The organism is Trichormus sp. NMC-1 (assembly GCF_001858025.1).
Classification (GTDB): domain Bacteria; phylum Cyanobacteriota; class Cyanobacteriia; order Cyanobacteriales; family Nostocaceae; genus Anabaena.
Map to the genome: position 1 here is coordinate 424,544 of NZ_LZQD01000002.1, position 13,188 is coordinate 437,731.

The following is a 13,188-nucleotide window of genomic DNA, read 5'->3' on the forward strand; positions in this document are numbered from 1 at the left end:
ATGCTATGATAATGCAGACATCTTTTAGGTAGTAGAATATAACCAAGAGTTTCTACAACCAGGGAATGTGCCAAAAAATCTAAAATTGTCTTTTCTGAAATCTAAAATTGGCATGGTCAAAGACCAACTGAAAAACATCTGTGAAATAGAGCATTCCCAACATCAAACTTCCCTTAACTTGATTCTTAACCTGTGAGCTTTCTTTGGTTATTTACACCTAAGAAAAGAATAAATTATCTCTGAGTATATATTCCAAAAAGTAGATGTGTTACTATTCCCGCTACTGTTTTTAACTCCATTGAACTCTGGCTTAAATGAATTCTACATTTATCAGTTATGGGAAAACGTAACGCAGCTTACAGATAAAGATATGAGAAGGTAGGGAGATGGAAAATGATTATTGTGGTAAGTCAAATAATACAGTGGTCATGTAATTTTCTGCCCAATCTTGACCAAAGGCTTTTTCTAGTACACGACGGGTTTTATCATTTTGTTGTTGTTTGCTACAATAGTTCTGTTGTCCAGCCAGAATTGATGCGACTTTTTCTGGGGCAACGGGACTAGATAAGCTTGCTTGACGACAATGAATCTCTAAGAAATCCTGTACCCGCGCGAGAAACATGATTTCTTCTTCTGGGGAACTAGGACGAACAAAGAGACAAAAATCAGAAAAGATATTTCCCCACTCTGGTAACTCTCGCGGTTGGGAAAAATTGAGTAAAGTTAACTCGCTCAAGGCAGAATTATACTCTGCGGGTAAGATTCTATCTAAGCTTACAGGAGAAAGGTCTGCGATCGCAGCACTAATTTGACCTCTACCCCCAACCAAGTCGCAACCAAACATAGGAATGTCATATTCTGGATTGGGAAACATCACACAATGCAAGATATCCAGCATATTTCCCACCTTTGCCAGTTCTAAGTGCATTTTTCGGAACTGGGGTGTTTGATAGCAGCGATTTTCTATAATCAGTTTTTCGCCTTCTAGTCTACCTTCTACATATCCCAACTCAGCAGGCAAATTGTAAGGTGATAAATCTAGATGTTTATGCCAGACTGTCTCAATACAATCAGCTAGTTGACGAATCAGGGGATGTTGTTGCTCACGCAATGAGGGAGTAGAGGTAGAAGACATATTATTGTTGGGCAATATCAATCTATTTCTGAGTTTACCGTCATTTTGACGTAAATGAACCACATCTTGAGGAAAATTTCGCACAAAAGCGCAGTTTGTAGGGTGGGTTAGCGACAGCGTAACCCACCATTAATTTTTAACTAGCTGAACTCACTTGATTATTCAACCAAACAACCAAATCAGCTTTACTAGTAAAATCTAACAACGCTAAACCTAAATTCTCCAAATCTTCCACAGACAACTTATTAATTTTTACTTGTAAATCCTGACTAACTCCACCCATACGCCGTTCAATTAGACGCATAGTGTAATTGAACGCCTCTTCATAGCGCACTTCTTGATAATATCTAGTATTCTTTAAATCACTCATAATAAACATTCTTGCTAACTCCTGGGGACTGAGACGGGGTAATTTATAGGAAACAATAGTCTGAATTAAATCTAGCAAATTTTTCTGCAATCTTTCATCCGGTAAATCTGACCTAGCTCGTGATAGTAGGTTTCTTGCTAAAGCTGGAACTTCTTTTTCCTTCTCCACCACTAACTTAATAATACCTAATCCCAAGGATGTTTGTATATCCACCAGTTCATCCAAATATAACCGAGTTACCAATGGACTTTCTAGCAAATAGCGATAGGGTTCTATTTCCGTCGGTTCTATACTACGTTTAGCAAATAAAACCACAGCTTGCCAGGGTTTGGTAGAAGCATAGAGATGTAAATAAAGAAAAATCTCGGAAAAAAAGCGAGAATAAAAGTCATCATCTCTTTGAAATTGCACCTCTACAAAATAAATAGGTATTTTTTCTTGATTATTTGTAGGTAGAAATACACCATCAATTCTAAATGCTGTTTGTTTGAGTTCAACAGACGCAAAATCATAAATATCTGCTTCACTAGCTGGTAAATTGATCAATTCAAAAAAAGACTGAGGTAAAGTTTGAAAAATACGATAAAAGATAGAATCGGTTTTCATGAATATTGCTATTAAATATTTTTGTAAATGTTGAGTTAGGAAGAACTATGAAACATGATACAATACTGATAATGCAAAATATAATATTAATTTCAATACACTAAAATTTAAACTATGAATCCGCGATTGGTTGATTCCCTTGTGCAAGTAATTGAGGCGCTTTCCCCAGAAGAAAGAAAACTTTTAGAAAGTCGTCTTAAACTAAACGCAGTGCAGAAAACACCCGGAGTTTGTGGTGGACATGCTTGTATTCGTAATACCCGCATTCCTGTATGGGTGTTAGTTTCGTTGCGTCAGCAGGGAGCGAATGATAGAGAATTACTGCAAAATTATCCCAATCTCACACCTGAAGATTTGATAGCAGCTTGGGAATATTATGGACAGCATACTTCAGAAATTGATTTGGCTATTGTCGCTCAAAATGAGAATGATTAATGGTCAGACTGTATGCTGATGAGAATTTTCCTCTAGCAATTGTGCGACAATTGCGGCAGATTCAATATGATGTGCTGACTTCCTACGAAGCTGGACAAGCAAATCAAGGTATTCCAGATGATGAAGTTTTGGCGTTTGCAACTCAGGAAAAAAGAGTTTTACTCACATTAAATCGAGATGATTTTATTGCACTGCATCAAACAGGAATTTATCATGCTGGTATTATAATTTGTAAAGATGATCGGGATTATGTAGGACAAGCTCAAATACTGCATAGTTGTCTGAGTGAGAATCAAGATTTTGCTAATCGGCTAATTAGAATTAAAAAGAATAATCAACCAAAATCAGGTATTCAAGTTTTTGTTTTTCAAGAATATAAGCGATAGCCGATTATTTATATATACTTAAGAAGGTCATGACTTGTGTTTTTACATCCATGTATTCCCTTTAAGCAAAAGCTCAAATTGTAACCTTGCGAAGTATACAAACGATATTATTATTGAGAATAGTCATAGAATGAGGAATTATTTGCTTGGTTGCAAAGGAAAAAGTGATAGATTTGTGTGACAAGATTTTTGATGATAAAACCTCATGACACGCTTGCTATATTTACCCCTAAATATAGTTGATCACTCTGATTGTTTTTCTTTTCGGAAGAGCCAAGTTGATATAACCCACATTCCGCACTTCAATTTGAAGTACAAAGAGATTACGGGTAAGAGAAAAGCAAAAAATTACAATGGTTAAGAACTAGAGTAGAAAATGAATCTAATACATGAAGATAAATAATTAAACATAAATTATTTGACCAATAAAATAGGTTATATAAGCACTAAAAATTTGAAGAGCAATTACTGTTCTTCTGGATGTTAATAAATTTTTCTTTACTCTTAAAATATTATTTAGCTTAAGAAAGTAAATAATATTTTTGACAAGATGATGGCAGACAATTCAAAATAAAATGGCGTTCTGACGTTAAATTGATAATTTGATTAATCCCATTTAAAATCAACAAATGAATTCCTTGGAAACATTGAAACACCCATCTTAATGTGGGAAAATATGTTAACTTTCCTAGTTGATTTTTGATTCCGACTTTGATTCTTTTTAAGCTATTTCTCAGTTCTCTTTGACCCAGATTATAAACTAATAGACATAAAGACATTAAAAATAACATCGTCTCGATTCGCTCAGGGTTTTCTACAAAGAAACTATCTGCAAAAAACAAAGGGTCTTTCAAAAATCTAAATCCTCTTTCACAAGACTGTTGATTTTTATAATTTGTAATAATTTCTTCTGGTGTTAATTTTTCATCATTAACTAAATTAGTCGCTAAAATAAATCTGCCGGCTTCTTTTCTCTCTTTCTTCTGTACTTATCTCTTCTATCTCTACAGATTTAACTAATTTTTTTCACCCTCAAATATTTTTGAGTTTTTTTGATTGTCTCACTTGGACTTAACAATGTATATTTAGTTTTATAAAAAGCTTGTAATCAATTTTTCCTTCCTCTCTTTAGCCTCACCGTCTTCGTCACACACGTTTATTTCTCAATGGGGTTTTACTGAACATTTATCTGTATCTTTATTTACTTATACTTGCAAATCGTTATGTAGTCTTTTGTATTACATTTTGAAGTGCGTAATGTGGGCTACAGATAAATCTTTAATGCCTCCCGGTGCTTTAGCATTAATTCGCGCACCTTTTCCCTTTGCTAATCAAAACGGTGAATTAGAACATCGTACAGTTAGCCGTTATGTATTAGATCAAGATACAGGAGGAGCAATTAAAGGTGCTGGGAGAGTAGACTACTTCTTAGGTACAGGTGAAATAGCAGGAGATCGAGCAGGTGTCACAGTCAGTAATGGACAACTATTTTATTTGCTACTCAAACCTAAAAAATAATTCGTAATTCGTAATTCGTAATTCCCCAGAGGGGTTATAGCAACGGACAGGGCGGTTAGGACACCAACTGATTATAAAACCTAGACACCAAAAGACTTTTCAGACTGTCACCTGTCACCTGTTCCCTGTCACCTGCTATAACTGATTCCATAAACTATCAACAGTTACAAATTCATAGCCTTGTTGTAATAATTGCGGAATTAAGATTTCGAGAGTAGCAGCAACATCTTGTCCACCACAAACACCATCATGCAAAACAATTAAAGAACCATTTTTCACCTGTTGCAAAATTCGCCGCACTACAACATTAACACCCGGACTTACCCAATCTTCCGGGACAACACTCCACATCACAGGACGATAATTCCACTGTTGAAATAACTTTAAAGTTGCAGGTGTAAAAAACCCATTTGGAGGACGAACATCTCGCAATAATTCAGGTTCTAAATCACAAGCATTGTAAATAGCAACTTGGGTTTTTTCTAAACTTTGCTTTAATTCAGTTGGGGAAAGCAGAGGAAAAGAATAATGTTCATAACCATGCAGACCTATCCAATGTCCCCGATCTTTAACTGCTTTAGCAATATGTGGTGAACGGTTGACACATACACCTAACCAGAAAAAACTAGCTTTAATTTTGTAACGATCTAAAACTGCTAATACTTGATGTGTGTATTGGGGATGTGGTCCATCATCAAACGTAAGAGCGATATTTTTTTTATTACCATCTCCACCCCAAAGACAGTTAGGAAAACTCGGTTGGAGAATACGGTAAACAAGTGGGAAAAGAGGTGCAAAGTGCATTTTACGTCTCGGACAAACTACTGTAGCTTTTGGTTTGACCTACATCTGATGGGAAATTTTATGATCAAACTCTTGCCAGCCTTAATTGACAAGGATTGCAAGCTTTTGTTCCCCAATTCAAAAAATATTTTTCTTTTTTTCCGGAATGTTGTTAATCATTTCTGTAGTTGCCTTTCGTGAAGATGATAGTAAAGCATTATTTGCTAAATCATCTAGATGACGAAAATTTTTTGAACCTAATCTTGATCAAGGAATCGAACAATGGCTAACATTACTGGAACTAATTTTAATGACGACGGTACTATTCAATTTGGGACATTTTACCCCATACTTTTAGGTACTGCACTTGCTGATACCATTCTTGGACTAGCTGGGAACGATACTTTAGTCGGTAACGGTGGTAATGATATTCTCAACGGTGGTACAGGTGCAGACAAAATGTCTGGTGGTATAGATAATGATATTTACTATGTTGATAACGTTGGCGACATAGTAATCGAGAATTTGAATGAAGGCACAGACATTGTTTATTCTTCTATCAATTATACGCTGACAGCAAATGTAGAACGCCTATTTCTTACAGGTGCTGCTGCTATTAATGGATATGGTAACAGCTTAAACAACTACATTGCAGGTAATAGTGGCAACAATATTATCTATGCCTACGCTGGCAATGACATTATTATTGGTGGTGCTGGTGCAGACAAAATGTATGGTGGTGCTGGCAATGATACTTACTATGTTGATAACATTGGCGACGTAGTAACTGAGAATTTAAATGAAGGTGTAGACACTGTTTATTCTTCTGTCACTTACACCCTGACAGCAAATGTAGAAAACCTCACCCTTTCAGGAAGTGCTGCTATCAACGGATATGGTAACACCTTGAATAACTTAATTCAAGGTAATAGTGGCAACAATATCCTTTATGGCTACGCTGGCAATGACGCTATTTTTGGTCTAGGTGGCAATGACATTATTGATGGTGGTATTGGTGCCGACAAAATGTCTGGTGGTACAGGTGATGATATTTACTATGTTGATAACATTGGCGACGTAGTAACTGAGAGTCTGAATCAAGGCATAGACACTGTTTATTCTTCTATCAATCACACCCTGACAGCAAATGTAGAACGCCTGATACTTTCAGGAAGTGCTGCTATCAACGGATATGGCAACACCTTGAATAACTTAATTACTGGTAATAATGGCAACAATATCCTTTATGGCTACGCTGGCAATGACGCTATTTTTGGTTCCGGTGGCAATGACATTATTGATGGTGGTACTGGTGCAGACAAAATGTATGGTGGCACAGGTGATGATATTTACTATGTGGATAACATTGGCGACGTAGTAACTGAGAGTTTGAATGAAGGCATAGACACTGTTTATTCTTCTCTTTTCTCCTATACCCTGACAGCAGATGTAGAAAAACTCACCCTTTTAGGAATTGCTAATAACAACGGATATGGTAACAACTTAAATAACTACATTGTAGGCAATAGTGGCAACAATATCCTTTATGGCTACGCTGGCAATGACACTATTTTTGGTCTAGGTGGCAATGATATTATAGTGGGTGGTGCAGGTGCAGACACAATATATGGTGGTACTGGAGATGACCAAATAGATGGCGGCGAGTTCGACAATGCCCTAGACAGTTTATATGGTGGTCTTGGCAATGATATTTATGTAGTAAACACTGTACAGTATTTTACTGCTCCCGGAGACTTGTTTCCAACTGCCAAGTTTGATCTAGTGGAGGAGAACGCAGCAGAGGGAATAGATACAGTACGAGCTTCAGTGGATAAATATATCCTCACAGCAAACGTAGAAAACCTAGAATTGATAGGGGCTGCTGTTACAGGTAGTGGCAACTTACTTAACAATAACATCACTGGTAACACACTCAATAACAGTTTATACGGTGGTCTTGGCAATGATACCCTCGATGGCAAAGGCGGCAACGATTACCTTGATGCTCATGGGAACGCTGTCAACGAAGTGGATACCCTTATCGGTGGTCTTGGTATTGATACCTTCGTTTTAGGTGACGGCATAAGTGGTGTCTCTTACTTTGGTGGTGGCTTTAACGACTATGCGAAGATTGTTGACTGGCAAGTGGGTGTAGATAAAATTCAGCTACTAACAGGTAACTATACCCTAACAGAAGGCAACTTTGGACTAGGTACTACCGCCTTGGATACACGTATTTTCTCCGGCACTGATTTAATCGCTGTTCTCCAAGATATCGGTAAGAATCAGATCAATACAGCCCAAGACTTCATCTACCAAGACCCTATTATTATTAGTTAATGTTGGCTTGGCTAAACGCTGCAAGTTTTTTTAATCAAATCAATTAGGGTGCGATGGCTTAGAGCGATCGCACTTTTTTTGTTACTATCAGCCTGTGATCACCCTTCCTTCTCGATTTGTAACAAAATCTGTAGCGAAAACTGTAACCAGAATATTATTTCCCCTAAATCTCGTCTAAATTGATGACAAATAACAGGGTAATCCCTGAGTCAAGGGGTAATGTTTAAAGATATTCGAGACTATCAAATTCTCTTTCTCAGCCTGTTCCTGATTGTCGGGATTGGGACAAGAGACTGGACACTGCGACCTGAGTTGATTGTAATAGCGATCGCAACCTGCATCACAACTCAACTCATATTTTCCTTAGTCATTAGTCGTTGGTCATTGGTAATTAGTCCAGAACCAACTCACATCAAACCAACGTTCAATCTCCGCAGTTCCTTAATTACCTCTCTAGGACTGAGTTTACTGCTACGGGCTGACCATTGGACAACAATGGTTTTAGCCGCTGTCATGGCTATTTCTAGCAAATTTATCTTCAAAATTGGCGATAAGCATTTCTTCAACCCTGCCAATTTTGGCATTATTACCGTCTTATCACTAACCTCTGATGCTTGGGTTTCCCCCGGACAGTGGGGTGAAGAATGGTGGTATGGGTTGTTATTCGCTGGAACTGGGGGACTGGTTCTGCAACGTGTTGGTCGTTGGGATACCACAGCCGCTTTTTTAGGTGCTTACTCCTTATTGGAAGCAGTACGTAATATTTGGCTAGGTTGGACTTGGGATGTTTACTTACATCGCTTGATGAGTGGGTCTTTACTATTATTTGCCTTATTTATGGTGACAGATCCTCGGTCAATTCCCAATAGCCGCATAGGGCGGATTATTTGGGCTGTGTGTATTGCCATAATCACATTTATTTTGCGGAATTATTTCTTTCTTTCTACTGCCGTTTTTTGGGCTTTATTTGCTTTAGCACCCTTGACTATTTTCTTGGATACTGTCTGGTTTGCACCCAGATTTTCTTGGCAGAAGCAAGCAGAAATACAGGAAGAAAATCACTCATTACAAATTAGTCAGGTTTTATAAAAATGAAAAAATTTAGATTATTCATCCCCTTATTAATAGCAGTTGTCGCAGTGCTATCTTTTGCACCGGCAGCTTGGGCTTTTTGTGGTTTTTATGTCGCTAAAGCTGATACCAAGCTATATAACAAAGCTTCTCAAGTTGTAATTGCGCGTGAAGGAGATAAAACAGTATTAACAATGGCTAATGACTTTCAAGGTGAAGTTAAAGACTTTGCTGTAGTCATACCTGTGCCAACAGTGATCAAAAAAGAGCAAGTGCGTGTTGCTGAACCTAAAATTATCGAACGATTAGATGCTTTTAGCGCCCCAAGATTAGTAGAATATTTTGATTCTGACCCTTGCGCCCCAATTTCCAAAATGGCGGATATGCCAGCACCACAATCCGCATTAGCAACTAGAAACGCACAGGAAAGTAGGAGAAGAGATAACAGTTTAGGAGTGACAGTTGAGGCGCGTTTCAATGTTGGTGAATACGATATTGTGATCCTCAGTGCTAAAGAATCTGGTGGACTAGAAACTTGGCTGAACCGCAATGGTTACAAAATTCCCAGAGGGGCAAAAGAACTACTAAAACCCTATATTCGTTCTTCAATGAAATTCTTTGTTGCTAAAGTCAACTTAGATAAATTTGAGGAATCTGGTTATCAATTACTCAGACCTCTGCAAATCTCCTACCAATCATCTAAGTTTATGTTGCCCATTCGTTTGGGTATGATTAATGCTACCACAGAGCAAGATTTGATTGTTTATATTCTCTCACCCAAAGGACAAGCAGAAGTCACTAACTACCGGACGGTTAAAGTTGCCTCTAACGTTAATATTCCTGTTTTTGTCAAAAACGAATTTGGCGAATTTTATAAATCCATGTTTCAAACTTCTTACAATAAAGAAGATAAAAAAGTGGCTTTTCTAGAATATGCTTGGAATATGAGTAATTGCGATCCTTGTTCTGCTGATCCTCTCAACTCCGAAGAACTCAAACAAGCTGGTGTGTTTTGGTTAGATAATAATTCTGATTTCAATGGAATAACACAGCCAGGATTTCGTCGTCCCTTTCCTACAAGTAATGTTTTTATTACTCGTTTGCACGTCCGCTACACTCGCAATAAGTTTCCTGAAGATTTGATGTTTCAAGCAACTTCTAATCAAGAATCTTTCCAAGGACGTTATATTTTACAACATCCCTTTACAGGTAATTTACAATGTTCTGCTGGTAGGGAATACAAACGGACTTTATCTGGGCGTTTTGAACAAGAAGCCCAAACCCTTGCTAAATTAACTAATTGGCAGATTCAAGATATTCGTCAAAAAATGAAGTTTAATGTAGGAATTCAGACTACTTCTTGGTGGGAAAATCTCTTAACTTGGCTAGGATTATAGATACTAAAAACGGTTGGAAACTTTACTTTTAAACGCAAAGGTTCGCTGAGGTAAACGCAAAGTGACGCAGAGTTTTTCTTGAAGTTTTCACAGCATCAAAATGACTTTTCCTCCCCCTGACTTGAAAATAAGACCCCACCCCTAACCCCTCCCCGCAAGCGAGGAGGGGAATAAGAAGTTCTGAGTAGGGTGGGTATGGCTACGCCACGCAGGCTATAGGACGGTAGTCCGTAACCCACCATAAATTTAGGGGATAATGGTGGGTTACGCTGCGCTCTAGCGTTCGCACAGCGTGTGCTTTGCACTTAGTCATACCCGCAAGGGCTTTACCCACCCTACAAATTGGGGATTTTTTTATTTGGAAGTCCCTTAAGCTACGAGATTTTGCAATTTCGCTACCATTTCCGCACGCGCTGATACCCCCAATTTGCGGAACATTCTTTTCAAAGCTTGCTTAACAGAATTTTGGGTAATCCATAATTTAGTTGCAATTTCTGCATTAGTTAAACCTTGGGCTACCAATTCAGCAATTTCTAATTCCCTTGGTGTGAGAGGACTGGGTATAGTAGAGGGGAAAGTTTTTGGTTTTGCCCGTAATGTGGCTAGTTTGCTTGATAAATGAATACATAAGGCGCTAAGGTCAGCTAAATCATTACTATTAAAAGGTGGACTGCCTTGGTCACGGGCAAAATTCAACGTTCCCACCAAATGACCATCGGACACTATTGGGCCAGTCATCACATGGTCGTGACGGGTGCAAAAATGCTTCCAATCACTTGGAGATAAGATTAATTGCTCATGGGTGGGGGCGTGACGTTCTACCACATATTGACCAACAGGATTGCTTTCTAGACAAGCTGCGGGCATTTCTGGAAAGTTTATTTTGGTGGGGGAATTGTCATCTAGGAAAGAAATACCCCAATGTTGCACTCCAAAATGGTCGCCAATGGTATCCATAAGAGCCTGTTTTAATTCTTGCTCATTTTGGACATTAGCGATCGCTTGAAAAATGGCGTGGAGAGTTTTAGCCATAAGAGTACCCACTTGGGGACTATGCGAACCTCAATCATTATCTCTATGCTAATACCAGCAAGATTAAAACGCTATTATTACTAGTGGCGATAGGAGAAGCACATGACAGTTACACAAATCTCTGCCCAAGAACTTTTCCGGGCTGCTTATGAAAACCGCTACACTTGGGACAAAAGCTTCCCTGGTTATACCGCAGATATTACTTATAAGTATGATGGCCAGGTGATTACAGGTCAAGTTCGTATTGATGCCAATCTCAAAGCCGAAGTTTTGGGTGTAGAAGACGAAGCAGCTAAAAAAGCAATTCACGGTCAAGCTTGGGAAATCGCCATTCACCGTGTCCGTCGCGCCTTTGAAGACACTCACAGCGCCAATACTTTTAGCTACGGTAACACTGACGCAAGTGGTGCAGTGGAAATTTTGATGGGTGGGAAAGCTGAAGGCGACAAATATAAAGTTCGCAATAATGAAGTTTGCCACGTACACCGTTTAATTCATGGTACTTTTGTGACAATTGACACTTTTAGCAGTCTTGATACAGGGGCGGGATATCTGTCTCACACCTATGATTCTGTATATCATGACCCCAAAACTGGCGAACAAAAGGGCGGTAGAAGTGAATTCACCGATGAATATGAAAAAGTTGGTGAGTATTTCATTTTGAATCGTCGGGAAATTCGCACTGAAGTAGACGGTAACGTTTCCATTCAGGAATTTATCTTTTCTAAGATCGAGTTGTTAGGCTAGTACCGCAGGGCGGAATTAAAAATTAAAAATTAAAAAAGCAGATTAAATAAGCTTTTCAGAAATTTTTAATGGTAGCTTTATTTCCGCCGCACTGTACTAGATTTCTCAATAATCTGCGATCGCTTTCGATAATGTGAAAGTATAAACATAGAGCCATTCTGGCAGAGGTTGTGAACATCTTGTAGGTTGGGTTAGACGCTGTAATTAACTTATAAAGCTCAAAGATAAATCTAAAACTGCGTCGTAACCCAACATCCACTTTTAAAAATGAAACTCTCACTACAAGAGGGTTTTACTCCTGACTCCTGCTATATGTTCATTTTCTGGCATTAATAGAAGCTTCTGAAATATTTTTGTAGCCTCATCTACACCTTGATTAACATCCATAAATCTAAACGCAGAAGCAGCTAAATAAGCAGGATTCTGTTCAAAAGCCAGCCAATTTCGCTCGACAGCTTCCGCAGCCGCACCAGTAGTATTAGAACCTGCAAATATATCAAGAACTAGATCTCCTGGGTCCGTGAGAAAATCAATAAAAAATGCAGGTAATTTCTGTGGAAATCGTGCAGGATGTGTTGCAATTCCCGCAGCTTTACAAAGTTGCATATATCGAGAATTGCTTTCTGTATTAGGAATTTGTAATAAATTAGAAGGAATTGCACCGCCATTATCATTCGCAAAAGCCGAACTAATATCATGTCCAGAAGGACGTGCTTTTGGTTTATAATATTTTTCAGGATTAGCTTGCAGCTTTTTCATCCGTTCAGAATAAGGAACAAGAACCTTACTCACATTAGCTTTAGGAAAATCAGTTTTAGATAACCACCAAATAGTATTTACAGAATCCTTAGCGCGAATTTTACGTTTATTTACCCATTCAATTGGAGAAGGTAATTTAGAAGGATTGTACCAAAAGAACTCCTCCGCTAAACGAAAATCAAGCTCATCACATAACTTAATTAAGATGCGATAATTATAAAGTGAGCGCACAGGACGTTTACTTTTATAAGCTCCCCCCAAATCAATTACAAAACTTCCTTCAGGTTTCAGCACCCGATACAACTTTTTGCAGAAACTAAACAACCAATCTACATAATCTTTTTGTTCAACATTCCCATAATCTTTTTCCCGTTGTAATGCAAAAGGGGGAGAAGTCATTACTAAATCAATTGATTCACTTTCCAGGTGTTCTAATAATTCCAAAGCATCTCCAATATAAGCAGATCCATAATTTGTAGTATATAAAGGTGTTCCCAACAAAGTCGATAACATTTTAAACCAGAACTATTTTATTCTTTCAAAGTCTACAATAATTTGGATGTTTTTAGAACTTTTTCTCGTTCCCATACTCTGTATGGGAATGAATTC

Annotated in this window: 11 protein-coding genes and 2 pseudogenes; 7 read left to right on the forward strand and 6 right to left on the reverse strand. The window is 38.1% G+C overall.

Annotated features, from left to right (window positions below; all coding sequences use genetic code 11):
• Nucleotides 1-397 precede the first annotated feature (397 nt).
• Nucleotides 398-1,135 carry a phycocyanobilin:ferredoxin oxidoreductase gene (locus tag A9Y75_RS08730; protein WP_071189654.1) on the reverse strand — a complete coding sequence of 246 codons (738 nt, stop codon included), beginning with the start codon at nt 1,133-1,135 and terminating at the stop codon, nt 398-400.
• Between the two features lie 136 nt (nt 1,136-1,271).
• Nucleotides 1,272-2,111, reverse strand: a complete 840-nt coding sequence (locus A9Y75_RS08735) for an Rpn family recombination-promoting nuclease/putative transposase (protein WP_071189173.1) — start codon at nt 2,109-2,111, stop codon at nt 1,272-1,274.
• 114 nt (nt 2,112-2,225) lie between these two features.
• On the opposite strand from A9Y75_RS08735, the gene A9Y75_RS08740 reads away from it, so the two are divergent.
• Complete coding sequence (locus A9Y75_RS08740) at nt 2,226-2,546, forward strand: DUF433 domain-containing protein (RefSeq protein ID WP_071189174.1); 321 nt, start codon at nt 2,226-2,228, stop codon at nt 2,544-2,546.
• Nucleotides 2,546-2,932, forward strand: a complete 387-nt coding sequence (locus A9Y75_RS08745) for a DUF5615 family PIN-like protein (protein ID WP_071189175.1) — start codon at nt 2,546-2,548, stop codon at nt 2,930-2,932. Before A9Y75_RS08740 ends, A9Y75_RS08745 begins: the two co-directional genes overlap by 1 nt.
• 521 nt (nt 2,933-3,453) lie before the next feature.
• Here the strand turns inward: A9Y75_RS08745 and A9Y75_RS08750 are convergent.
• Nucleotides 3,454-3,912, reverse strand: a pseudogene (locus A9Y75_RS08750) (IS1634 family transposase); the annotation flags it as partial.
• Between the two features lie 283 nt (nt 3,913-4,195).
• On the opposite strand from A9Y75_RS08750, the pseudogene A9Y75_RS08755 reads away from it, so the two are divergent.
• Nucleotides 4,196-4,450: pseudogene (locus tag A9Y75_RS08755) on the forward strand (3D domain-containing protein); the annotation flags it as partial.
• A 135-nt stretch (nt 4,451-4,585) separates the two neighbouring features.
• Here the strand turns inward: A9Y75_RS08755 and A9Y75_RS08760 are convergent.
• The gene (locus tag A9Y75_RS08760; RefSeq protein ID WP_071189178.1) at nt 4,586-5,254 is read right to left on the reverse strand and encodes a polysaccharide deacetylase family protein; all 669 of its coding nucleotides are present in this window, start codon (nt 5,252-5,254) and stop codon (nt 4,586-4,588) included.
• Between the two features lie 261 nt (nt 5,255-5,515).
• On the opposite strand from A9Y75_RS08760, the gene A9Y75_RS08765 reads away from it, so the two are divergent.
• The 3 genes from A9Y75_RS08765 to A9Y75_RS08775 all read left to right on the forward strand — a co-directional run bounded on the left by A9Y75_RS08765 (nt 5,516) and on the right by A9Y75_RS08775 (nt 10,041).
• Entirely contained in the window at nt 5,516-7,573 is a 2,058-nt protein-coding gene (locus tag A9Y75_RS08765; protein ID WP_071189179.1) for a calcium-binding protein, read from the forward strand.
• Between the two features lie 219 nt (nt 7,574-7,792).
• Complete coding sequence (locus tag A9Y75_RS08770; RefSeq protein WP_071189180.1) at nt 7,793-8,662, forward strand: RnfABCDGE type electron transport complex subunit D; 870 nt, start codon at nt 7,793-7,795, stop codon at nt 8,660-8,662.
• A 2-nt stretch (nt 8,663-8,664) separates the two neighbouring features.
• On the forward strand, nt 8,665-10,041 hold the full coding sequence (locus A9Y75_RS08775) for a DUF2330 domain-containing protein (protein ID WP_071189181.1): 1,377 nt from the start codon (nt 8,665-8,667) through the stop codon (nt 10,039-10,041).
• A 369-nt stretch (nt 10,042-10,410) separates the two neighbouring features.
• Here the strand turns inward: A9Y75_RS08775 and A9Y75_RS08780 are convergent, their stop codons facing one another.
• Entirely contained in the window at nt 10,411-11,073 is a 663-nt protein-coding gene (locus tag A9Y75_RS08780; RefSeq protein ID WP_071189182.1) for a LuxR C-terminal-related transcriptional regulator, read from the reverse strand.
• Between the two features lie 102 nt (nt 11,074-11,175).
• Between A9Y75_RS08780 and A9Y75_RS08785 the strand changes: the two genes are divergently transcribed.
• The gene (locus tag A9Y75_RS08785) at nt 11,176-11,820 is read left to right on the forward strand and encodes a DUF3386 domain-containing protein (protein ID WP_071189183.1); all 645 of its coding nucleotides are present in this window, start codon (nt 11,176-11,178) and stop codon (nt 11,818-11,820) included.
• Between the two features lie 279 nt (nt 11,821-12,099).
• Here A9Y75_RS08785 and A9Y75_RS08790 read toward each other — a convergent pair whose 3' ends face one another.
• The gene (locus A9Y75_RS08790) at nt 12,100-13,092 is read right to left on the reverse strand and encodes a site-specific DNA-methyltransferase (protein WP_071189184.1); all 993 of its coding nucleotides are present in this window, start codon (nt 13,090-13,092) and stop codon (nt 12,100-12,102) included.
• Nucleotides 13,093-13,188 lie beyond the last annotated feature (96 nt).

Coding starts and splice junctions, on each gene's coding strand:
- A9Y75_RS08730 (WP_071189654.1), bottom strand. CDS start 1,135: ATGTCTTCTACCTCTACTCCCTCATTGCGTGAGCAACAACATCCCCTG.
- A9Y75_RS08735 (WP_071189173.1), bottom strand. CDS start 2,111: ATGAAAACCGATTCTATCTTTTATCGTATTTTTCAAACTTTACCTCAG.
- A9Y75_RS08740 (WP_071189174.1), top strand. CDS start 2,226: ATGAATCCGCGATTGGTTGATTCCCTTGTGCAAGTAATTGAGGCGCTT.
- A9Y75_RS08745 (WP_071189175.1), top strand. CDS start 2,546: ATGGTCAGACTGTATGCTGATGAGAATTTTCCTCTAGCAATTGTGCGA.
- A9Y75_RS08760 (WP_071189178.1), bottom strand. CDS start 5,254: ATGCACTTTGCACCTCTTTTCCCACTTGTTTACCGTATTCTCCAACCG.
- A9Y75_RS08765 (WP_071189179.1), top strand. CDS start 5,516: ATGGCTAACATTACTGGAACTAATTTTAATGACGACGGTACTATTCAA.
- A9Y75_RS08770 (WP_071189180.1), top strand. CDS start 7,793: ATGTTTAAAGATATTCGAGACTATCAAATTCTCTTTCTCAGCCTGTTC.
- A9Y75_RS08775 (WP_071189181.1), top strand. CDS start 8,665: ATGAAAAAATTTAGATTATTCATCCCCTTATTAATAGCAGTTGTCGCA.
- A9Y75_RS08780 (WP_071189182.1), bottom strand. CDS start 11,073: ATGGCTAAAACTCTCCACGCCATTTTTCAAGCGATCGCTAATGTCCAA.
- A9Y75_RS08785 (WP_071189183.1), top strand. CDS start 11,176: ATGACAGTTACACAAATCTCTGCCCAAGAACTTTTCCGGGCTGCTTAT.
- A9Y75_RS08790 (WP_071189184.1), bottom strand. CDS start 13,092: ATGTTATCGACTTTGTTGGGAACACCTTTATATACTACAAATTATGGA.